We start from the raw sequence: 24,435 nt of genomic DNA, 5'->3' as shown, positions 1-24,435 counted from the left end.
AAAAACATAATGAGCGCACAGGTAATGTCTTCTATGTGGCAATTTTGGATTGATCGAGGTGGCACATTCACAGATATTGTCGCGAAATGCCCTGATGGCAAGCTTATTACCCACAAATTGTTGTCAGAAAATCCTGAGCTCTATCCTGATGCTCCTGTGCAAGGTATACGGGATATTTTGGGGTTAGCGTCCTATGACACAATTCCCATAGATCAAATCGATGTGATCAAAATGGGCACAACGGTGGCAACCAATGCTCTCCTCGAGCGGAAAGGCGATCGCCTTGCTTTAGTGATTACGAAGGGATTACGTGATGCATTACGGATCGGCTATCAGCATCGTCCTGATATTTTTGCACTGGATATTCAGTTACCGGAAATGCTTTATGAGCAAGTAATTGAAGCAGAGGAGCGGTTGGATGCGACGGGAAATGTTTTAACGCCTTTGGATGTGGATCGAGTGCGGCAAGATCTCCAACGGGTATTCGATACAGGGATTCGGAGTTGTGGTGTGGTGTTGATGCACAGTTATCGCTATTCCGACCATGAAAAACAAATTGGGGCGATCGCCTGTGAGATTGGGTTTACGCAAGTGTCCCTATCTCATGAAGTTAGCCCGCTAATGAAGCTCGTTAGCCGTGGCGATACGACGATGGTAGATGCTTATCTGTCGCCAATTTTGCGCCGCTACGTCGATCAAGTGAGTCACTGTCTAACAGGCAAAGTCCCCCTTTCAAAGAGAGGAGAAAGAGCAATAAATCTCATGTTTATGCAATCTAATGGTGGTTTAGCGGAGGCGACTCAGTTTCAAGGGAAAGATAGTATTTTGTCGGGGCCTGCGGGCGGGATTGTCGGAGCAGTAAAAACGGCGGCGATCGCCGGATTTGAGAAAATCATCACCTTTGATATGGGCGGCACTTCGACGGATGTGGCTCATTATGACGGCGAATATGAACGGAGTTTAGAAACCGAAATTGCGGGTGTGCGGATGCGGACGCCGATGATGGCGATTCATACTGTGGCGGCGGGAGGTGGTTCCCTCGTGCAATTTGATGGGGGACGCTTTCGGGTGGGACCTGAGTCAGCTGGTGCTAATCCAGGGCCTGCTTGCTATGGCAAAGGTGGTGAACTGACGGTCACAGATTGCAATGTGATGCTCGGTAAAATTCAGCCAGCATTTTTCCCGAAAGTGTTTGGACACGATGGCCATCAACCTCTCGACAAAGAGATTGTTCACCAAAAATTTGAGCAGCTAGCGACAGAGTTAAGACAAAATACTGCGGAAATTGCGGCTGGGTTTCTGGCGATCGCCGTGGACAACATGAGCAATGCCATCAAACAGATTTCTCTGCAACGGGGCTATGACGTGAGTGATTATACGTTGTGCTGTTTCGGTGGGGCTGGTGGGCAACATGCTTGTGCGATCGCCGCGACTTTGGGCATGAAACGCATTTTGATTCACCCATTTGCAGGGGTGTTGTCGGCCTATGGAATCGGCTTAGCTGAGATTCGCATTCTTAAAGAGAAATCTATTGAAACATTATTAGATGAAGACATTTTTGAGACCCTTCAGCAAGGATTTGGGCAGCTCGAAATATTTGCGAGACAAGAGTTAGAGCAACAAAAAATTAGCACTGCTACAACCCAGCTTCTGCGACAAGTGCATCTGAAATATCAAGGGACGGATTCGAGTCTCAGCGTTAACTTTGATGCTTGTGCTCAGATGCGAGCAGAATTTGAGGCATCCCATCAAAAACGCTATGGTTTCTCGATTTCAGATAAGTCTTTAATCGTGGAGCTGATTACGCTGGAGCTGGTTTGTGAAACCCAAGCGGCCACTGAAGCAAGAATTTCGCGGCGATCGCCCCAGCAGGCTCAACCCGTTACCACCGTCCAAATGTATAGTGCCGGTCAATGGCGAGAGACACCCATTTATCAACGCGAAGATTTACAGCCCGGTGATGTGATTACGAGTCCGGCTTTAGTGATTGAAAAGACGGGCACAAATGTGATCGAATCCGGCTGGCAGGGCAAAATTACTGACCATAACCATTTGATTTTGGAACTAGTTGAAGAAATCAAAGAGACGAATGTAAATTCCGAAAGCCTTGACCTCAAACCTGATCCAGTACGCCTCGAAATTTTCAATAATCTCTTTCGGGCGATCGCCGAGCAGATGGGAGTGACATTACAAAACACCAGTTATTCGGTGAATATCAAAGAGCGACTAGATTTTTCCTGTGCAATTTTTGACCAATCTGGCCATTTAGTCGCCAATGCCCCCCACATTCCAGTGCATCTCGGATCGATGAGTGAAAGCATTTATAGCCTGATCCAAGCGAAGGGCGATCGCCTCAAACCGGGTGATGTATATATGCTCAATAACCCCTATAACGGTGGTACACATTTGCCTGATGTCACTGTAATTACTCCAGTTTTCACTATGGCGGAACCCATTGCCTCCCTTTCAAAGGGAGGTGGCGAAGCCGGAGGGATTAAAGATTTAGAGCAAACTAGACCTCTTTTCTACGTTGCTTCACGAGGGCACCATGCGGATTTAGGCGGTATTACGCCAGGATCAATGCCACCCCAAAGTCGCCATATCGACGAAGAAGGCATCTTAATCGACAATTTCCAACTTGTTAAAAATAATGTTTTCCAAGAAGTTGCCGTCACTAAACTACTAACCGAATCCCCATATCCTGTCCGCAACCTCACCCAAAACCTCGCCGATCTCCAAGCCCAAATTGCTGCAAATGAAAAAGGCGTTCAGGAAATTCACTGCATTGTTCAATCCTATGGCTTAGGGACAGTGCAGACCTATATGCAGCATGTTCAGGATAATGCTGAAGCTGCTGTAAAAAAGGTGATTCACACTCTCAATGATGGCAAATTTAGCTTAGCTCTCGATAGTGGCGATCGCCTTATGGTCGCAATTAGCGTGAATCATCAAGCCGAAACAATAACTGTTGATTTTACTGGGACATCCCCCCAATCAAAAACGAATTTTAATGCACCAAAAGCAGTTACCCAAGCGGCTGTTTTATATGTTTTTCGGACGCTAGTTCAAGATGATATCCCACTGAATTATGGCTGCCTCAAACCGATTAATATAATTGTTCCAGAAGGCTGTTTGCTAAATCCTAAATACCCTGCTGCAGTCGTTGCTGGGAATGTCGAAATTTCCCAAAATATTACCGATTGTTTGTATGGGGCTCTCGGTGTTTTAGCTGCATCCCAAGGCACGATGAATAATTTCACATTTGGGAATGAAAAATACCAGTATTACGAAACAATTTGTGGTGGGTCAGGTGCAGGCAAAAACTTCCATGGAACTGATGCTGTTCAAACCCATATGACCAATTCCCGATTAACCGATCCAGAAGTTTTAGAATGGCGTTTTCCCGTATTACTCGAAGAATTTTCAATCCGAAAAAATAGTGGTGGTCTTGGTGAATTTAAAGGTGGGAATGGCGTGATTCGTCGTGTTCAATTTCTAGAACCAATGACCGCTGCAATTTTATCTAGTCGCCGCCAAGTGGAGCCTTTTGGTTTAGATGGTGGTCACGCTGGAAAAATAGGTGAAAATAAATTGATTAGAGCTGATGAGGAGACTGAAAATCTTACTCCCACTGTAGAAAGACAAATGGAGATAGGCGATCGCCTCGAAATCAAAACACCGGGCGGCGGCGGATATGGCACAAATATATTGAAAGAGTAATAGTTGATTTTGAAGAGTGATGAACTTGATTAAAACTTCTCGTTTGATTTTACGTCACGCTAAACAAGATGATTTTGATGTGCTATACAACACTATTTTTTCTGATGTAGAAGTTCTAAGATATGTCTTTGTTGGCGGTGTTTTAAACTATGAGAAAGCACACGATTTTTTTGAGAGTAGATTTACTTTTGATTGCTCCAACCCTTATGGATTAGCTGTTTTAGTAGAACAATCAACAGATATGATCATCGGTTTTGCTGGGTTGATTCCTACTCGTTCTGTCGAATTAAAGGGCTATGAGTTCGGATATGTCTTATCAAAACAGCATTGGGGAAAAGGCTATGCGACAGAAATTGCTCAAGGCCAAATTTCCTGGGCCTTATACAATCTTGACTTACAAAAAATTTATGCTTTGATTCATCCGCAAAATAAAGCATCTATTCATGTTGTAGAAAAGTTGAATTTAACGCGATTGCCCTCTATTTTGATAGAAGGCCAAGGTACTCGCATCGTTTATTCTGCTAATAAATATGAATGAGGTCCTTTGATTGCTCAAAAAGTACTTTATTCAGGCAATAATTTCATTGAAAATTAGATTCCTTTAGCACCAGCAATATTGGTTTCAATATCGACATAGGCGAAATAAAATCTTGTGCCTGTGAGATCTGCATCGCGTAAATTCGTGCCGAGTAAACTAGTGTTGTTAATAGATGCATTTGCTAAGCTACACCCGCCTAAATCTGCATGGTCAAATTTGGTGTTTTGCAACTTTGCATCACTAAAATCAGATTTGCAAAGATTGACTCCAATTAAGGTGGCGCAAGACAAATCCGAACCTGAAAAGTCAATCCCTACATGGTGATAAGAATAGCTTTTGCTAGTTGAAATATTACTGCCATTAAAGTTTGTGCCAACGAGCTTTGCTTGGGTAAAAGTTGTGCCTTGTAAATTGGCATTGATAATTTCCGCGCGGCCAAGGTCTGCTCCCGAAAAATCAGTGTCCATTAAATTGGCATTTTCCCAATGGGAGTTTGCTAGAATCACTTCTGTGAAAATACTTTTTTTCGCTTTTGTATTGGTGAGAATTGCGCCGGAAAAATTAGCTTTATGACAATGGGTTTCGTCAAGATTCCCGTCGATCCATTGCACCTGCTGGAGACTCGCATTACAAAAGATGGCTTGCTGTCCGTTGGCGTGATTGAGGGTTGCTTTATCGAATTTTGCGTCTGAAAAATTACTGCCTGTAAAGCTGCCTTCTATCCATTGGGTTGCGGTCAGATTTGCACCGATAAAACTCCCTTGGTCGGCGATCGCCCCTGAGAGATCAGCTTCTGAGAGATCAGCTCCGTCGAGATTGGAGCCTGTGAGCTGAGTGCCAACCAGCTTTGCTTTATTGAGCCTAACCCCTTGTAAATTCGTTTCGCTTAAATCTGCTCCACTGAGATCGATGCCGCTTAAATCTGGGATATAGGTTTCACATTGCCGAAATAAATTCCACGCCCGAATACCTGCTTCGCCTGCCTGCAATAATCTGACAGCTCTTGTTGTCGTGATCTCATCATCGGAGGCTGTTGAGCTTGCTTGATAAGTTTCTGCCTTGTGAGCATGGTGCTGCAATAACGCTAAATCTGCTTCGACTTGTGCCCTAAGCTCTGCCGAATAGACAACCGCTAAAGCTTCTTTTAAATACGCTTCGACTTTATGTAGCTCATCCACCGTAATCGTTTCTGACACAGCGACAGCCAAAGCATACAAAACCTCCGCTAAGATATCGCCGCACTCATTATCTGTTGGAAATAAACCGTACAAATTTTTGGCGATCGCCACCGCCTGTTCCAGTTCCCCTAGCTCACAGAAATAATCAATCTCCTTCACCAACTCTTGTTTGCGATCGCCATGAAGAGATTGATCATACTCGGACCGTTGCTGCGGCTCCGACAACACCTCATAAATAAGATTTAGCTCTTTCAGCCGTTCCTCCGCTAATTGACGTAGAGAATCCATCGCCTCTCCACCCAAAGTATCAGGATGTATCTCAATGGCTTTTTTTCGATATGCCCGCTTAATTTCCTTTGGCGACGCACAAACTGGCACACCCAATATTTCGTAATAATTCATGGCAGTAACCGCCCCCCTGAGCCATGGCCCAGACAATTCAATAAACTTTTCTTTGATGTCGTTAATCGCTGTGTCTGCCTTAATTGCTCCTGAAATGTCATCAAAAGACCAACTTCTTGCATGCAAACACCGATCAATAAATCCACCAAATCACTAATATTGCTTAAATTCAGATAGACACCACCCGTCTCTCGCGCCATCTCGCGAAAAACTCTTTCTGTATCTCGCTGTCTACCACACTGGATCGCGTAGAGTTTAATGCCTTTACGTTTGAGCGTTTTAATCTCTTGCTGCCAAAAATGTCCATACTTACAATTGCGAGTGGAGTCAATTACACCGTGGGGAGGTGCATCCCCAATCAAGGCGATCGCTCGTCTACTTCCAAGCCTCCAATTCACTTGGTTTGCTGCAAACAAGGCTTCCTCCACTGCTTCCGGAAAATCCCCACCATCTGTTTTTTGAACCCGCCACAGAAATTGAGAAATAGTATCAATATCTGTCGTAAGACCTAAACTTCTTGTCACATAAGCTGTTTTTGCATCACAATAGTCCCCGTAGGCTATGACCCCTACCCTCGATTTAGGGATGTTGTCTTGAATCACTCTTGACAGACGCCCTAGATCACTGCGTACCTGCTCTAAAAAACGATACATACTAATAGTAGTGTCGAAACAAAACAACATGTCTAGAGCCGCAATGCTAGGAGTCAGGTGAGATTTGGGAACAATGTAATTATGTTGCTCGTCTTGAGAGTGACGACGTAGTTGACGCTGTTGCTGACGTAAATGTGACATGACTTACTCCAAACTTACGCTGTGCAAAGCTTGCAACCTTGCTTATGACTGGAAATGATGTTGTGAATTTATGCCTTAACCATATCTCAAGAGAAAGATCTCCAGAAGTTAAGTTACAGTTCATAACTCGTCTTTAAGCGGCTACTCTAAGCACTTTGTTTGGTACGCATAAAAATTGCTCAAAGAAAATCAGTTTTCAAAATGAAAAGGGAGATTGTTAGAACTTTAAAGCGAGCTTGAAATCATCAAATATAGATATTTGATTCAGTTGAATTGTGAGTGGATTATTGGTTTGTTTGATCCACCGTTTTTGCTGTGAATTTGAAGTGACTGGTTCTTGATTTTGGTGAGAATCTTGTTTGAAAGCATAGATAATTTTGGACAACAAACTATTCTCTTATAAAGAAATTAATACTCGTTTGGCCTCATGGTGGATTTGTCAATTGCACTCATGATAAATCGTTTATTTACGGAAAAGACAACAGGGCTTTTTTGTCCAAAATTAATTTGACGAGAAGTGCTGCTTCGGGCTGAAAAGCGCTTTAGAATAAGCATTCTGGTAAGTGAACTAAGAAAAAAAAGAAATGCTCTAATGGTTAGAGTTACAAAAGCTTCTCTTAATAAGAAGCTTTTATGAAGATGTTTGCCTATACATAAGAATGGTTAAGTCAAATGCCTGATTGCATTGACTTTTAAGATTGGTAGGCTTTTAATATGTCAAGACAATAAAAATATGTGGGTTTTCATGGAAAAATATTCTCCTTAAAAGAAAATTTTCCTTTTGACGAAAAACCATTTCACAAGAAAGTTGTACAAATACTTTTTGAATATTTGTTCATGGCTGCTTTCTTGTTATAAATTTATGTGAGTTCTAGGGTTGCGATCGCCACCCGAAAAACAACATCCCGACGCTCTCCACCTTGGTCAAAATGCTATGACAAACTGGCCGAGTCGACCAAGTAGACGTCTTGCTCCTGAGCAACTCATACATGTGAATGTATGACCGCCAGGAATTAGTCCAATCAACTTCTCTAAGCACTATGGTTAAACATAAGCATAAACGTCAACGAATAGTCCGCTTGTCGGCAGGGATTACGCTCGCAAGCCTAGGACTATTCAATCTTGCTATTCCCGTCCTATCACTTGGGACAGCGGCTGGAACTAATATTAGTAACACTGCTACAGCAACTTTCGATGATAACGGTACTCCCAAGACAACTGAGTCTAATACCGTTAACGTAACCATCGCAGAAGTTGCCGGTATCACTAACGTTGCACAAACACCAATCGACTCAAATGGTGGTTCCGTTATTCCGGGTGATACTGTTCAGTTTCCTTTCTTAGTTACCAACGTTGGTAACGATCAAACTGATATTTTCGTGCCGCTTCCAGCCAACACGACGACTTCAAACTTAGACAACCCAAGACTTCTCATTGATGTTAATAACGATGGCACGCCCGATGTCACGATTAACAAGGAACGTTAACTGGTACACCACCTGCTGGCTTTACCGTTACTGCTGATGGAGCTAATGGATATCTTGTTTCCAGTATCCTCCCTGATACTTCGATTGTCGTAACGATTGAAGGTGAAGTTGCTGGTGGTCTAGTATCTGGTGCGACGATCACAGCACAGCTTGGTGACACGAATTCTAATGATTCCAGCAACCCAGATAGTCAAAACCAAGCTGACTTACCAGATACCCCTCTTAATACAGAGGTGAGAACGGTTGATAATGCGGTTGATGGAAATGCGACTACTCCGGTCAATGGTGAGCGTGAAGCAGCAGATACTGCTGCTCCATTAGTTGTTGGTACGGCCGCCCCAGATCCTCTAGCGGTTACGACGGTTTTGAAAACGGCAATTAGCGTTAACAACAACAGCACTACGACCGTTTTCACTGATGACATCATTACCTATGGCTTGAGTTTGTCTGTCGCTGGCGATGTGCCGACTAATTTGACTGGTTTTGAAGCGGCAAATTTGGTAGGTACTCCACTTGCTAGCCTTGATGGTACTGCTCAAACTCGTATTTTGGTCTCTGATGCGATCCCAGCCGGAACTGTATATAGTACAACGGCTGTACCTCCAATTCCTGCGCCAGTCGCACCTGCTGGCTGGACGATAGTTTACACAAATACACCTTTGACCACTGCGCCGACGGCGGCAACATGGACAACTGCTGTTCCTGCTGGTGTGATAACGAGAATTGGTTTTGTACTCGATGGTACGGTTAATTCCAATACCAGCGTTACTGGCTTTGAAGTGTCAGTGTTAGCTAGTGGTGCTACTACTGATGCAGGTGATCTTGATGCTGATGGCAATACTGCAGAAGTTCGTCCGATTTACAATAAAGCGCAAGTTTTGGGTCAAACGGACGGCGATCCTGGCAATAACGTAGTCTTTGATGAATCTGGTGACCAGAGTCCAAACAACTTTGACGATAGCGACAATGATGGTGACCTAGATCCACCAGTAGATGATGATGGTACAGATAGCCCCTATGGTGACTATGATCCTACTCGTGATCCAGAAGATCTCGGTGATCCATTAGTTGACCCGAATGGAAACCCAATTACATCATTGTCTGATCCTGACTCGACTGTACCCGGTACTGATGCTGATTCGGATAATAACAACACCGGAGAAGGACAGGATGGTGAACCAAACAAGGTAGAACTTGAGAACCCACCGGAGCCACCTGTTGCTGGAAACCTCTTGACAGGTCCATTAGATCAATCTACTGCGGTAGGACCAAATAATGTTAATGACGACTTTACTAATGCAGCGGTCGCTGAAGGTGTTGTTACAGGTGGAACAGTCGATCCGGCTGTAGTGCCTATTCGAAACAGTGTTCGAAACACATCTGGTGTCGAATTAGAAAATGTTGTACTACGCCCAATTTCACCCGCTAATGCAAATGCCGTCTGTGCTTCTTGTGATTATGTAATCAACACACTTTTGCCTGGCACCACTGTGACGATCTTCGTGGATCAAGACAATGATGGTGTCCCTGATGATGCGAATGGCGACGGTAACCTCACGAATGATACTGCGACTTACAACTGGAATGGTACTGATTTTGTCCTAGCTAGTGGTAATACAGTCGAAATCGAAGATCTCGCTATTGGAGAAGAGCTTGACTACCGAGTTGACGTTGATCTGCCTAATGGTAATGCCTTTAATGGCTACTCGATTCCTCTTGTGGCTTATGTCAACAACGATGGTAACGATGCTTTCAACCCAACCACGGAGCTTATTAATAACGTCACTATTGACAACGTTTATACCGGTTTCCTCCGTTTGACTAAGCAGGCAGAAATTCTGTTTGCCAACGGAACATCGAGTGGTCTTTTTGATGACAGCACGACTCCGAAGCCACAAGCAAGCCCGGGTGATCAGATTCGTTATGTAATTACCTACGAAAACATCTCTGCAGCATCCAGTGGTAGTGGTAACACGGTATTGACAGCACAAAACCTTGTGGTGACTGAGAACGGCTTCGGCGCAGTGGCGGGCGATGGTTCACCCGCAAATCCGGGTACAGACAATAACTGGGCAGAAGATAACGACGGAAACGGTGAAATTGACACCAGTAATAACCCAGGTGGGGCCGTTGCTACTCGAGGCACGATTCAGTACTTCAATGGTGGTGCTGTTGGTACACCTCCCACGTCTGGTACAGACATTGGCGGTCTAACCGCTGCCGGTGATGTGACTGAGTATCGCAATACAGTCGGAAATGTGTCTTCTGGTGAATCTGGAACCTTCTCCTTTATTCGGAATGTGAACTAAAAACTCGTTGCCGATGATTTAGGGATTAGCTGAGCTGAAAAATAACTATGCAAAGGCTTTTCCCTAAGGATGGCAGCGACATGCGATTCCGTTATTGATATAAAACGAACAACTTTTTAAGGAAATAATGAAGATGAAACGTTGGCCTTTGGCTGTAGGTGCAGCCCTCGCTTTACTCGGAGCTCCTCTTTTGGTGGGTTCCCCTGTTTTGGCAAATCTCCAGCAAGCAGGTAGCTCTTTGCTCGCAGCCCTTGAGGGAGCAGATGTTCAGCTCAACCTCGTTGCCGAAAAGCAAATCATTACCCTCAATGCAGAAGGGGAAGAGGTTATTACTTGGGAAGATCTTGGTGCAAATGCAGAGGTTTTGCCCGGTGAGACTCTTCGCTATACCGTCTCTGGTGACAATCTCGGTAATCAGGATGCAGATAATCTCGTGATTAGTCAGGATATTCCAGAGCAAATGGTTTATGTCTTGGCGTCTGCTCAGACTGTTAACAGTGCAACGATCACCTACAGTATTGATGATGGTCAGACTTTTGTGGCTAATCCCACCATTAAAGTTCAGCAGCCTGATGGCTCTTTGCTAGAGCAGCCCGCTCCTGCGGATATGTATACCGATGTGAAATGGGAATTTGACAATACTTTGACTCCTCAGCTTGGTGTTGAAGCGAGTTACGAAGTCCAGATTCCTTAGTTTCTCTGAGTTTGAATGAAACCTTGTAAGGGAGAGTTGGGTGATGTAACTCCTCTCCCTCTCCCTCGGCTGTACGAATAACTATGCGTGTTAGACCCACAGCAGTTAAAGATCTCCACGAACGGGTAAATTTTCGGTGAACAATCTTCCTTTCTCAAAACAATTCACCCAAGCTTGTAAGGCCGCGACTCTTTCTAGCCTAATGTGGAGTAGTGTTGTGCCAATGCCAAGTTCTGTTGCTCAAACGAGTGGCACTTCAGTTGGTAGTACCAGAATTTGTCAGGGTTTATTTTTTAACAATACGAGAGAAGCGAATATCGCGAACAACGCGTTTGTGACGTTTAACCGTGTATTTGGGCAGGTAACGCCGGATATCGTTGTTTCTGGTGGTGCTAGTACTCCTATTATCCAAGTTTTCCAAGAAGGACAGGAAATAGACCTGAACTCCGACGACAATATCCTGAATCAAGTTCAAACTTTAGGGATTCGTGATGAGAATGGCAATATTGTTCCTAATTTAGGTTATGCCATTGATGCTTTAGAAACTGAGCTACTGGCAATTGGTCTTGATGCAGCGGCAGCTGAGAGTCAAAGTTTGATCGGGATTCAGGCTTTTTTAAATACTCCAGAGCAAATTTCTTTTGAAAATACTGTCCTCAATGTGATTCAACGCATTCAACAAAATCTGACAGCGGCACAACAGACTTTAATTGCTGATAATCTTGCTGATGAAGTAGTGGGTCAGATTTTAACTTTTACCCATCCTGATATTTTGATTCGGTTTGGCGTCCCAGATGGTGAAGTAGTGGCGATCGCCACTACAGTTAAGAATCGCATTCAAAGTATTCTTTTCAATATTGAAGGTTCTGAAGACTTTGACATTATCAATGCTGAGATCCAAAGTTTTCTTCTTGATAATCAATTAGTAGGCAAGCCATATCAAGATACTGTCCGTACTAGCCTTGAAAATTTCAACCAAGAGATTGATCGCATCCAAGACCAGCAGGGTACAAGCTTGCTGTCTGGCAGCGAAGTCTTTTTTGAGTATTCTTTACCCAATGAGACTGATGAAAGCTATGAGTTGAGACTGCCTACCCTCGCCGAATTACAAGCCTCAGGTTTGACTGGCCCTGGGACAATTGAAGAACTCGCTTACAGAGTTGTTCGTGACGATGATTCCGTTGCAGCGGAAGGCACAATTACTTCAGATACTGCTGATGCAACAACTTTCTTTTTGCCAGAGGATGCCGAGGCCTTCTTCTCCGTTAAAGTTCAGGTTGGTAGTTTGAACAATGTTGATGATTTAAATATTTCTTTGAATCTTGGTGGTAATTGTGGTGGTGCACAACAGGAGCAATCTTTAACGATTGTTGTATCTGAATTAGGTTTAGTGGATCCATTTGGTGAAATTCGGAGTTGTGATGGGGGGCTATTAGAGGATTACACCGGTTTCCAAGTTGCGCTATACAATACCAGCTCTAATGATCCCACCTTCCCCTTACAAGGTTTAACCGATTTAACCCTTACAGAAATCCCTGATATTGGTGGTAATAATATTCCGTTGGGTCTTGCACCTAATGACGAAAATGCAAATCCATTTTTCTTAACTAACGCGGATCAGGGTCGTTACACGTTCCTGTTAGATAATGCTCGTGGTCAGTTAGATGTGGGTCGCAATTATGTTTTGGTCGTGTCACCACCACCAGGTTCGAATTTTCTCCAACGACGGATCCATATTGAGATTATTCAACGGCAAGGCAGTATCGTCACGTATCAAGCTACTGCTATTGATGGCAGTCCCCTTGGTGCTTTGACCAATGCGATACAAATTGACCAATTTACAGCGCAGGGTACTCTCACAGTTACCGATGCAGAAAGTGTTGGTTTACGGATTTTTGCGTTTACTTTGTCGAGTATCGAGATTTGTCAGGCTGAAGAAATCTCTATTACTAAGGTTGGTGATCGCATTGCAGCAGAGCCAGGCGATACCGTTTTATATCGCTTAAATGTACGTAGTTTATCGAGTTCTCCGGTGAATACCCTTGTGATCGATGATGTCTTGCCCACTGGTTTGGTGCTAGTCGAAGATGTGGTGAAAGCTCAGTTTGAAGATCAGCCTTTAGAGGTAACGGTTAGCCGGAATGGACGTAATGTTGAATTCCAATTGCCACCAGACTTTACGCTCGAAACGGGTGAAAGCTTTGATTTGGTCTATGCGGCTCAAGTAACACCAGATGGTTTCCGGGGTGATGGTGAAAATCTTGCCTTTGTGGAAGGTCTTAAGACTCGAACTAATACTTCAGTTGGTGATGGCCCAGCGATTCACCGTTTGCGCATCGAGCCGGGTATTGTTGCAGATTGCGGCACGTTGATTGGTCGGGTATTTGTCGACAAAAACTTTGATGGTCATCAACAACCCGGAGAGCCAGGAATACCTAATGCTGTTATCTTTCTGGAAGATGGCAATCGCATTATGACTGATGCTGATGGCTTGTACTCGGTTGCCAATGTTTTACCTGGCTATCACACTGGAATCCTCGATCTCGAGAGTGTTCCGGGGTATGACTTAGCGCCAAATCGTTACTTTATTGCAGAGAATGGTCAGTCAAGGGTCGCGCGTTTAGAACCTGGAGGTCTGGCACGTATGAACTTTGCCGTGACACCAGCTATTGATGGGGAGGTGCAGTAAGATGCGACAGTCATCAAACCAACAAGGTCTACATTTCTCCGCACGTTTATTATTGTGTGCTCTCAGCGGTGGTGTTTTATGGGGAAGCTACCAACCTGTGATTTTTGCAGCGATCGCCAACCAGTCTGACTCTAGAGAAACAGAATTAGATACAATGATTGCTCAAGTGCCCACCGTCACAGTCGCTGAGTCTTCTGATAATGATGCCAGCGAGACTGCCGATGTTACTAGTAATACAGAGGCGATCGCCGAGGAACAGATCAAAATCCTCACGCCGACTAGCGATAAGCCCCTAGAGAGTATTTCCAGTAGTGTCATTGTTGAGCATCGCGGTAGTGGTGTTGTCACTCTGACAGTAAATGATATTCCTGTCGACAATGAGTTAATTGGTCGGACAAATGTAGACAATGGTGCAGGTCTGACAAATACCACTTGGTATGGTGTCATTTTCCCTCCCGGAGAAAATACCCTCACCGCAACCGTTGAAATCGATGGGGTTATTCACTCGACTGCGGCGAAGGTAATTGCTCCCGGTTTGCCAACGGAAATGCGCCTGCGTACCAAGGAAAATAGCATCATTGCTGATGGACGCTCCACTGCAACCATTGTTGGTTCTTTCTACGATGAACAAGGGACTGCTTCAACTTGGAATACCACTGTTTCTCTATTTAGCAGTGATGGTGAATTTGTTGGTGTCGACTTAGACGCAGACCAACCAGGCTTTCAAGTAAAGTCAACAGATGGAAAATTTACTGCCCAACTGCAATCGACAACAGAGCCAGAAACGCTCATTTTAAACGCGTCAGCTGGGGAACTTACAGCCTATACTCAACTCCTACAAAAACCTCAATTACGAGAAGTTCCACTCATCTCTGGCTACTTTGATTTGCGTTATGGCGCAAGAGGAACAGATTTCTTTGACCGCTTTAAGTATTTTCTCCCGATTGATGGTGATAATGATCACGAATTTGATGTAGATTCGGCTGTCTTTGCGACGGGCAGTATCGGTGAATGGAAATTTACTGGTGCCTATAACAGCGATCGCCCGATTAATGAAGATTGTGATTGTAGTAACCGCTTATTTGGAGATTACCAATCATCAGAATATACATATCCAGTCTATGGTACGAGTTCTAGCCGCGAGGCAACCACTCCATCCATTGACCAAGTTTACTTGCGATTTGAGCGCGCCTCCTCTGTCGAAAATGCCAACCCCGACTTCATTATGTGGGGGGACTACAACGTCCGTGAATTTTCCACAGAATCTCAAGAATTTAGTGCTACAAATCGTGATCTCCACGGCCTAAAAGCCCATTATAATCTCGGTGATTTAGAATTGACTGCTTTTCATAGCAATTCTGTTGAGGGCTTTCAACGAGATGTGATTGTTCCTGATGGTACTAGCGGTTACTACTTTGTCTCACGACGGTTACTTGTGGCTGGTTCAGAAGATATTTACCTCGAATCAGAAGAATTCAATCGTCCTGGAATTGTCACACGGCGAGAAAAATTACAACGTGGTCGGGATTATGAGATTGACTATGATCGTGGTTCTATCCTTTTCAGTGACCCTATTTACACTACTGATGCCAATGAATTTGGTGAAGTCTTAGTTAATCGCATTGTGGCAACTTATCAGTATGAAGATGCCAGTAGCAGCGATACCAGTGTCTATGGTGGACGGGTTCGTTATCATTTCGACCGTGATTTCCAGTCTGAGAGTTGGTTAGGAGCCTCTTACGTTAAGGAAGACCGTGACCTCTATGACTTTGAGTTATTTGGTGTTGACAGTAAGTTGAGTTTTGGTGACCATACCACTGTGCTCGCTGAATTTGCTCACTCGAAAAATTTCTCAGCTTTCCAAGGTGATGTTGAAGGGTCAGCCTATCGCATTGAAGTCGATACAAAAATCGGTGATTGGCTCACTGCAAATGCCTACTATCGAAACGTTGACCCAGGATTTGCCAATAATGCGACGCTCAGTTTTGTCCCTGGCCAAACTCGTTATGGTCTCAAGACAACCGCACGATTAAGTCCAACGACCAACTTTAACTTTAAGTATGATCATGAGGACAATTTTGGCACTCCTCCTCGTCCCCTAGATGATTTTGAAGAACTAATCAATCCTGGTTTTGAGCCAGTACCTGGTTTTACCGTTGATAATAGCTTAACAACGATTACTGCAGGTATCGAACAGAGAATCGGGAAGGCACAAGTTGCTCTTGATTGGGTATCCCGCGACCGTAGTGATCGCCGTGCCCCGAATGTCCTTGAATCCAATTCTCAGGTATTGCGTTCTCGCTTAACGTTACCTTTGACGGATCGGATTACTGTTCGGGCACAAAACGAGTTAGGCTTATCTAGTTCTGCGGATAGTGTGACTGGCGATCGCACATTATTGGGTATTGAGTATCGCCTTACTGATTGGCTCAACCTAAATTACAGTACATCCTGGTTTACGCGAGGCCCTCAATCTGGAAAAAGTATTACGTCAGTTGGCTTAAACGCAGATTATGCCTTGGGTACGGACACAACCATCAATGCAAAATACAACATCAACGGTGGTGTAGATGGCATGACAGGCATCGGTACTCTTGGCTTGCAGCAAAAATGGCATGTCTTATCAGGCTTAAGACTTGATTTTGGCTATCAATACACGTTCCAAAACTTCGGTCGTACTGGGAATGATCTTCAATTCCGTCAACCTTTTGCAGTAGGTCAAGGAGCTTCTAGTTTGGGTCTTGATGGCCAAACGTCTTTTAATGTCGGCTTTGAATATACCGATGATGCAAACTTTAAGGTTTCTGGGCGATGGGAGCGACGCAACTCTACCCAAGGCGGCAACACAGTTATTAATCTTGATGCAGCAGGCAAAGTTACACCTTCATTAACTGCTTTGTTTAGTTATAACTACGCGCAAACAGCGAACCAAACCTTTGATGAAGAGCTGGGCGGCACATCAAATTTACGATTAGGTCTTGCTTATCGCGATCCAGAAAGTGATAATTTCAATGCTCTATTCCGATTTGAGCACCGTCAAAACCCTTCGGTCATTCCTGACACCATTTTGTTTGGTAGTGGTACAGGCTCCGAGGAAACCGTGTTTGCTCTCGAAGCAATCTATGCGCCTAATTGGCAGTGGGAATTTTATGGGAAGTATGCTTTCCGCAACAGCACCACATTCTTGGCGGATGATTTCGTCGCTGATAGCTCCGTACATTTGGGTCAACTCCGTGCTAGATATCGCTTGGGTTACCAATGGGATGTCGCTGTAGAGGGACGCTGGATTGGTCAGGCTTCCGCCAACTTTAGTGAAATGGGCTTCATGCTTGAGACAGGCTATTATTTCACACCTGATCTACGAGTTTACACTGGCTATTCTTTCGGCCGCGTCGATGACTATGACTTCAATGGTGCGAGAGAAGCCGGAGGGGTTTATGCAGGGGTCAACGTTAAATTAGACGGTTTATTTAGGGGGTGGCTCTTACCTGATGACCGTGAATAAATCCCTTGTCGTGACATGAAATCTCTCTATTGCTCGGACCATTAATTGGAATTTTAGAATCGTGATTGGCTCTACTTCATACCGCAACTTATTTCTTCTCAGCTCTCTAGTTTTGGCTAGTTCGATAGGGCGATCGCCGCAGGTCTTAGCGAATGATGTCGATATTGAGACGCCTCAGCTTTACTACCAAGTCACAGTTAACTCTTCGCTACTGGACGAAATCGTTCCAGATGAAGGGCTAAATCTACGGGAGGCGATCGCCTTTTTGAATGAGGATATCCTATGGGAATTCCCCGCAAACTATGATGAGCTAACCGAAGAAGAAAAAGCCGAAATTCATGTCCTTAGTGATTCTGAGAAAACGCAGATCGAAACGCTAGTAGGAGAGGAAGGTCATGTTGTGCAGTTTGACCTTCCTCCTGAACAAACCAAGATTGAGCTAACCAGTTTATTACCACCGATTCGTACCCATCGTGTCGAGATTGATGGGTTCAGTCAAGCCCAATTTGACCCAGAAACTGGCGAGTTTGTCCGACCTATAATTAGTCTTTCTCCCGCGATTGAAAGTATTGTCCCACGGGGCTTAGCCATTGCAGCAGATGATGTGACAGTGCATGGATTGAGCATTTATGGTTTTAATCCGTTATTTCCTGACCTTGTCTTCAATACGATTAGTGCAGGACTTTGGGTGGGGAAAGTTCATCTCTTGCCTCATCCCGATGATCTAGTGACACTACCTGATGAGTATGAAACCACTATCCCTCAAAATGTCACACTTACATCAAATTGGCTAGGTATTATGCCAGATGGCAAAATATCCGATTTACGTTCTGCATTTGGCATTTGGCTCCATGATGCCGCGAACGCCGCAGTTACGAATAATCGAATTATTGGTCATGATGCCAGTGGCTTAGTCACGGGGACTGAGGCTACAAATACAACCATTATTGATAACGAAATTATTGGTAATGGTTTAGCTGGGATGCCCGATGGAATTCGCTTTGGTGGCAATGTCACAGATACTATTGTCGACAATAATCTGATCTGTCGGAATGGCGGCAGTGGTATTTATTTCTATCGCACTGAAGGTCAGACTAATGTGATGAACAATCGCATTGTTAATAATGGCCTCGATGTCTCGCGGGCCGCTATTTTCTTGTCTGGTAATGACCATCTCATTAGTAATAACCTTATCACTGATCAAAATGGCTCTGGTGTGGCGATCGCCGCCTATAGTGAAAGTTATCGCAACGAAATCGTCGATAATCAATTTGCTCGCCTTAAAGGTTTAAGTATTGATCTCATTACCCGTCAGTCTGTCGGTCGCCAAGAACTCCAGGTTGCAGATGGCAAGAACCCCTCCCGTGATTCCCTGAACCGCCGCGAAGACACGGCGAATGGTGCGATTAATTCCCCAGAATTTTTGAGCGAAGCCTTCTATCCTATTAATGGCAAAGTTTTTTTCGATGGCGTTGCTGACCCTAGTGCGGAGATTGTGCTTTACCAAGTCCAAGAGCCAAACCTTAAGAGTGGTACTCTCAACACTAAAATCACCCAAACCACAGCTGATGAAGAAGGTCGCTTTAGTTTCGAATTTAATGACTTTGAATTAGGGACTGTTTATAGTGCGATCGCCTATATGCCTGAATATGGAACATCAGAGCCCGCGCGGAATACGATGATCCAATCTTTCCAATCACCCGTTGAACAACAATTTGACGCTACTGTATTGCCAGAGATACCAGAACGATGTCGTAGCTAAAACCATTTTTCTCTAAGAATTTCTTCCTCCTCGACGCATTTCCCAACACCCCAATATTTTTTAAAAAGCAATGTTTTCTTCTCCAATGACCCAAAACGCGAATCCTTCCATAAAAACCTTTTTCTTATCGTCCAATATTTGGGAGATACCATAGACATAACTCTAAGGATTTATCCTGTAACTGATTAGTTCAGCTGCAAAACCAAAGCGCTACATAGAACGACGGTTTTTGACTAATTTCCTAGCCCTGACCTTGCGTTCCGACTCAGTAATTTATACGTCGTCTGATTTGATCTTCAATGGCTTCTAAGAAACCCCAACGCCACCAAAACTTTTTCCAGCGATTCCCCGCCTTAATCTGGCAAGCTTGGCTTGGCTTGTTCTACGGCGTAATGGACTGGCTCTTACCAAAGTCTTGGCGTGACCCAGAGCAGCCAGCTTCTAAGCTGCCAATCTTGGGAGTATTGCAGCGACGGAGTCAGATTAGCTTTCAGCGAGGGAAAGCACGTCAACAACGCTGGTGGGATAGAAATACGGATTTCCCGAATGTGACGCGATGGGTGAGGCGTTGGAGATTTAGGATTCTAGGGGTTGTCTCTGCGATCTTCTTCCTATTCTTAAACTTCGTTGTCTTTATCTCTCCTGCCCGGGCGATCGTTAACGTTGTACCTGCGTTTGATCCGCCTAGTATTGACCCTGGTGGTGTTTCGACAGCCATTGTCCAGATTTTTAATGCGGAGACCTTTCAGCTTACAAATGCAGATTTGACAGTTAACCTTCCTTCAGGGATGGACATCGCAAACCCAACAAATGCGATGACTGACTGTGGATCTGGGATTGTGAATGCAACAATTGGACAGTCAGTCTTTGACTTAGAGGGTGGCACGGTACCTCCCCGTGTAGGAAGTACTGATGGAACCTGTACGTTCAGAGTCAGTATTACAACAACGATGCAGGGCACAAGTAACTTAGTTATTCCTGCAAATGCTTTAACGACTGCTGAAGGAGAAACGAATTCTGCGGCAGGTTCTGTTGGTTTGACAGTGAACCCTGTTGATGACCCGAGTTTATCGAAATCTTTTAGCCCAAGCACTATTTTTGTCAATAACGGTACTCCTGGAGCTGTTAATGAGTCGACTTTGCAAGTTGTTATCGCGAATAACAGTACTGTCGACCTGACAGAAGTAAATCTCACAGATGATTTGCCAGCTGGTGTGACAACAAACGGACCAGCAACAAAAGATGATGCTACATGTGTTGGAGGGTCAATCTCACAGACCTCGACTTCTGTGACTTTATCTAATGTCACTATTCCAGGCAGAGCTACTTGTACTTTTAGTGTTCCTGTTGTTTCTAGCACTACTGGAAGCTTCACCAATACTTTGGCTGCTGGTAGCATTAATACGAGGCAAGGAGTCAGTAATGCAAGTCCCGCAACGGCAGATCTAAATGTTCAAAACAGTATTACGGCTCCAACAATAGAGAAAGAATTTCGGAATGATCCCATTGGTATTGGGGATCCCGCTGTTCTCAGAATTAATATTTCGAATGAGTCTGATCTTGTTGATTTGCAAGGGGTTGAGCTGATTGATATATTTACCGACCCAAATATTATTGTTGCTGATCCTCCTAACGCATTCATCGAAACGAATGGTGATTGTGCCATAGGCGGTTTTGTCGATGATGCTTCAGGTACTCCAGGGAACCCAGCTGCTGGAGATACTTTTTTCGGGATTCAAGGAGTGACGATCCCTGCAGGGAGAACTTGTCGTATTGAAGTTGATGTAACCGCAACTGCAGGAGGTGTTTTACCAAATATAATTCCTATTGGTTCACTCAGCTCAACTCAAGGTGTCACGAACAGCAATCAAGCTAGTGATAATTTGCGAGCTGCAGAAATTATCGTTGGGAAAAACTATGCTAATGGCAACGTAGCGAATCTCAATGTCCCGACGACTCTGACAATCACCCTCGAAAACACAATTGATTCATCTTTGACAAATGTTCAATTCACAGATGTTTTCACTGATAATTCTCCGCCACTTGAAATTGCGGCTACTCCAAATCTAAGTACCACTTGTGGAGGTACACCAACAGCAATAGCTGGGAGTAACCAAGTTAGTTTGAGTGGTGGTACGATTCCGGCGAATAGTAGCTGTACTGTGACTGTCGATGTTGTCGCTACTGGTGCTACAGCTGGAACCAATAGGAATGATATTGACCCAGGAGATGTCACTGCAGATGGCGGGATCAGTAATAGATTCCGTGCTCGAAGGGATCTAGAAGTTAATGATGTTGCATCTATTGAATTAGAGAAACAGTTCCGTGATGATCCAGTCAATATCAATGAACGTTCTCGATTCAGACTGCGAATTCGGCCTGATTCGAATGTTACGGATCTAAGCGTGACAGATACTTTGCCTGCAGGCTTAGTCATTGATAATCCTGCTAACATTACCACTAACAGTAATTGTCGTGATGACACCGGAGCTCCTCTAACAATTACAGCAGTTCCGGGTAGCAATACTCTTGCAGCGAGTGGTGTGGAAATTCTTAGTGGTCAACGATGTAATATCCAAGCCAATGTCGTATCTGACACTAATGGCAGCTATTTCAATGAAGTTCCAATTGGGGCAATTACGACGAATGAAGGTTCTACTAATACAAGTCCCGCTAGCGATACTTTAAATGTTATAGGCATTAATCTTGCGAAAGAATTCACGCCAAGCATAATTGCTCCGGGAGGTCGTAGCCGCCTACGGGTGACTTTTACTAATAATCAAGCTTTTAGCCTTACAGATGTCAATTTGACTGATAATTTCCCGCCAGATACGACGGCGATCGCCGTTGCTAATCCGCCAAATGCTAGTACAACCTGTGGCGGAGTAGCAAGTGCAACGGCCGGTGGAACCAGCCTTAGTCTTACGGGAGGAACAATACCAGCCCAAGTCGGTGCTGTACCAGGTATATGTACTTTAGAGGTAGATGTAACTAGTACTGAAAGTAGTGGAAACTATGTGAATACGATTCCTGCTGATTCTATGACGACTGCCGAAGGAATCTCCAACCTTGAAGAAGCAACAGCCACTTTAGAATTTTCTCCTTTGACCTTGACTGTTGCTAAAAGCTTTAACCCCTTAAGTGTGACAGCAGGAACCGCATCAGAACTTACAGTTCAGCTATTTAACCCTTCTCCATCAGAAGAATATCTTGATGTTTCGTTTGTCGATAATATGCCAACAGGTATGCAAGTTTTTGCGCCACCCAATGCATCTACAACCTGTACTGATGGTGTTATTTCTGCAAATTCTGGAGATGGATCTTTTAGTCTCTCTGGAGCAACACTTCCAGCCAACAGTAGCTGTATCGTTACCTTGGACGTAACCTCGACAGTAAACGCGACCTTAATTAATACAATTCCGGTTGCAGGAGCCTCAACATTCCAAGGTGCGACAAACACCACACCAGCAACGGCTAGTTTGGCGAATTCTCCTGGTGTTGGTGTCGCTAAAGAATTCACGCCAAATATCGTCGAACCTGGTGGAACTTCTCGCTTAACAATCACTGTGATTAACGGTAATGACACCCAAGCATTGACCGATCTTGACCTGACTGATGTGATGCCTGTGGGTGTTGATCTTGCTGCTACTCCAAATATTGCGAATGATTGTGGTGGAACAGTTAATCCCAATACAGCGGCTGATCCCGATCAGCTAGAGTTGACTGGGGCGAGCTTAGGTACAGAGTCTACTTGTCAATTCTCAGCCGATGTTGTGGTCACTAACCCTGGTAGTTATGAAAACCAAATACCAGCAGGCTCAATTACCACAGCAGAAGGGGCATCGAACCCAGTAGCGGTTAGTGACACGTTAGTTGCGGCGCAGCGCCCATCTATTACCAAAGCTTTCTCTCCGGATGTTATTAACCCTGGTGGTACTTCAACACTCACTTTAAACCTCGGAAATACGAACACAAATCCTATTACTTTAACTAGTACTCTTACAGATACTCTGCCGACAAATGTTGCCATTGCATCGACTCCGAATATTGGAGGAACCTGCACTAATGGGGATATCACGGCGACAGCAGGAGGTGGCACTGTCACTTATGCGAATGGTGCGGCCATTCCTAATGGAGGCTGTACAATCTCAGTGGATGTGACATCTACAGTGAGCGGTAGTTATACAAATACAATTCCGGCGGGTGATTTACAGACCACTGCTGGCAACAATCCAGATCCTGCTACTGATGATTTATTAGTTCGGACTCCACCCTCCATTGCCAAGTCATTTAGTCCCAATAGCATTGCTCCGAACGGAACCTCGGTGTTGACCATAACTCTTAGTAATGTCAATGCTGATCCTCAAACACTCACATCTGATTTGATTGATACTTTGCCAGATGATGTCGTGATTGCTGGGACTCCGAATATTGGCGGGACTTGTACGACGAGTTCTGTAACGGCAGTAGCAGGGTCTAATATGGTGACCTATGCTACTGGCGCCATTATTCCAAATGGTAGTTGTACGATTACTGTTGATGTAACGGCTGCAACAGAGGGTACTAAAACTAACGTGATTCCAGTCGGAGAGCTCGTTACAGATGTCGGAAGTAACAACACTCCAGCAACGGATGATCTCATTGTTACGACCACTGTCTCGACAGATGCAGAGTTGATTCTTGTGAAGCGAATCAGTGCAGTACGACGTGGTGGGGCAATTTTAGGAACTGGCGATCGCCCAGGTGGTCAAGACACATTTGTGTTTAACGATTTTGTTGCTGCTCCGGGAGAGACAGAGCCCACTATCTTGGCAAGAGCCGCCGAGGACAATGATCCTAACTGGCCAGATCCAGATAATACTTATCTGTCTGGCGCGTTAGATGCGGGCGAAATCCAACCTGGTGATGAAGTGGAATATACAATCTACTTTCTCAATAGCGGTGATGCGTCAGCTGAGTCAGTGAGACTTTGTGATGTTGTTCCAGACAACATGAGCTATGTACCGAGCAGTATGGAACTTTTTCTCGATAATACTGACCCCATCGGCAGTCCAACTTCACCGGAGGCAGGGACTTTGCTGAATGCAACGAGTGGTTTGTCTGATAGCTATCTAGATGGTGATCGCGGGTCATTTTACCCGCCAGGTATTGCGCCTGTTCCTTCAACATTGTGTCAACGTGGCTCAACTAATGTGGACTCTGGATCAACAAATACTACTGGTGCTGTCGTCATCCAAATTGTCGATTCGACGACGACACCTAGTCAGATTGATGGTGCTACCGCGCCTGGAACGCCACCAAACTCATACGGCTTTATTCGCTTCCGGGTAACTACTGAATAAGTTTCAGCGACTAAC

General features: G+C 44.6%; 11 protein-coding genes. 9 read left to right on the top strand and 2 right to left on the bottom strand.

What is annotated here, in order from left to right; translation table 11 throughout:
- The first annotated feature begins 24 nt into the window (after nt 1–24).
- Both LEPTO7376_RS04185 and LEPTO7376_RS04180 read left to right on the top strand, forming a co-directional pair.
- Nucleotides 25–3,720 carry a hydantoinase B/oxoprolinase family protein gene (locus LEPTO7376_RS04185; protein ID WP_015133004.1) on the top strand — a complete coding sequence of 1,232 codons (3,696 nt, stop codon included), beginning with the start codon at nt 25–27 and terminating at the stop codon, nt 3,718–3,720.
- 19 nt (nt 3,721–3,739) lie between these two features.
- On the top strand, nt 3,740–4,258 hold the full coding sequence (locus LEPTO7376_RS04180) for a GNAT family N-acetyltransferase (RefSeq protein ID WP_015133003.1): 519 nt from the start codon (nt 3,740–3,742) through the stop codon (nt 4,256–4,258).
- Nucleotides 4,259–4,311: 53 nt separating this feature from the next.
- On the opposite strand, the gene LEPTO7376_RS04175 is transcribed toward LEPTO7376_RS04180, so the two are convergent.
- Both LEPTO7376_RS04175 and LEPTO7376_RS04170 read right to left on the bottom strand, forming a co-directional pair.
- Entirely contained in the window at nt 4,312–5,838 is a 1,527-nt protein-coding gene (locus LEPTO7376_RS04175; RefSeq protein WP_015133002.1) for a pentapeptide repeat-containing protein, read from the bottom strand.
- Nucleotides 5,835–6,632, bottom strand: a complete 798-nt coding sequence (locus tag LEPTO7376_RS04170) for a VWA domain-containing protein (RefSeq protein WP_015133001.1) — start codon at nt 6,630–6,632, stop codon at nt 5,835–5,837. The genes LEPTO7376_RS04175 and LEPTO7376_RS04170 overlap by 4 nt, the downstream gene beginning before the upstream one ends.
- 995 nt (nt 6,633–7,627) lie before the next feature.
- On the opposite strand from LEPTO7376_RS04170, the gene LEPTO7376_RS04165 reads away from it, so the two are divergent.
- The 7 genes from LEPTO7376_RS04165 to LEPTO7376_RS04135 all read left to right on the top strand — a co-directional run bounded on the left by LEPTO7376_RS04165 (nt 7,628) and on the right by LEPTO7376_RS04135 (nt 24,420).
- Entirely contained in the window at nt 7,628–8,119 is a 492-nt protein-coding gene (locus LEPTO7376_RS04165; RefSeq protein ID WP_041763150.1) for a hypothetical protein, read from the top strand.
- A 233-nt stretch (nt 8,120–8,352) separates the two neighbouring features.
- Nucleotides 8,353–10,428, top strand: a complete 2,076-nt coding sequence (locus LEPTO7376_RS04160) for a hypothetical protein (RefSeq protein WP_041763149.1) — start codon at nt 8,353–8,355, stop codon at nt 10,426–10,428.
- 133 nt (nt 10,429–10,561) lie between these two features.
- Nucleotides 10,562–11,122: a DUF11 domain-containing protein gene (locus LEPTO7376_RS04155; RefSeq protein WP_015133000.1), complete on the top strand. Its 561-nt coding sequence runs from the start codon at nt 10,562–10,564 to the stop codon at nt 11,120–11,122.
- Between the two features lie 136 nt (nt 11,123–11,258).
- Complete coding sequence (locus LEPTO7376_RS25555; RefSeq protein ID WP_160148377.1) at nt 11,259–13,811, top strand: DUF11 domain-containing protein; 2,553 nt, start codon at nt 11,259–11,261, stop codon at nt 13,809–13,811.
- 1 nt (nt 13,812) lies between these two features.
- Nucleotides 13,813–17,316, top strand: coding sequence for a hypothetical protein (locus tag LEPTO7376_RS04145; RefSeq protein ID WP_015132998.1), 3,504 nt, complete (start codon nt 13,813–13,815; stop codon nt 17,314–17,316).
- 112 nt (nt 17,317–17,428) lie between these two features.
- Nucleotides 17,429–19,078, top strand: a complete 1,650-nt coding sequence (locus LEPTO7376_RS04140; RefSeq protein ID WP_160148376.1) for a right-handed parallel beta-helix repeat-containing protein — start codon at nt 17,429–17,431, stop codon at nt 19,076–19,078.
- 299 nt (nt 19,079–19,377) lie between these two features.
- Nucleotides 19,378–24,420, top strand: a complete 5,043-nt coding sequence (locus tag LEPTO7376_RS04135) for a DUF11 domain-containing protein (RefSeq protein ID WP_015132996.1) — start codon at nt 19,378–19,380, stop codon at nt 24,418–24,420.
- Nucleotides 24,421–24,435: the final 15 nt, after the last annotated feature.

The organism is [Leptolyngbya] sp. PCC 7376 (assembly GCF_000316605.1).
GTDB lineage: Bacteria > Cyanobacteriota > Cyanobacteriia > Cyanobacteriales > MRBY01 > MRBY01.
This window is presented reverse-complemented; position numbering and strand designations above follow the sequence as displayed.

Coding starts and splice junctions, on each gene's coding strand:
- LEPTO7376_RS04185 (WP_015133004.1), top strand. CDS start 25: ATGTCTTCTATGTGGCAATTTTGGATTGATCGAGGTGGCACATTCACA.
- LEPTO7376_RS04180 (WP_015133003.1), top strand. CDS start 3,740: ATGAACTTGATTAAAACTTCTCGTTTGATTTTACGTCACGCTAAACAA.
- LEPTO7376_RS04175 (WP_015133002.1), bottom strand. CDS start 5,838: ATGAATTATTACGAAATATTGGGTGTGCCAGTTTGTGCGTCGCCAAAG.
- LEPTO7376_RS04170 (WP_015133001.1), bottom strand. CDS start 6,632: ATGTCACATTTACGTCAGCAACAGCGTCAACTACGTCGTCACTCTCAA.
- LEPTO7376_RS04165 (WP_041763150.1), top strand. CDS start 7,628: ATGTATGACCGCCAGGAATTAGTCCAATCAACTTCTCTAAGCACTATG.
- LEPTO7376_RS04155 (WP_015133000.1), top strand. CDS start 10,562: ATGAAACGTTGGCCTTTGGCTGTAGGTGCAGCCCTCGCTTTACTCGGA.
- LEPTO7376_RS04145 (WP_015132998.1), top strand. CDS start 13,813: ATGCGACAGTCATCAAACCAACAAGGTCTACATTTCTCCGCACGTTTA.
- LEPTO7376_RS04135 (WP_015132996.1), top strand. CDS start 19,378: ATGGCTTCTAAGAAACCCCAACGCCACCAAAACTTTTTCCAGCGATTC.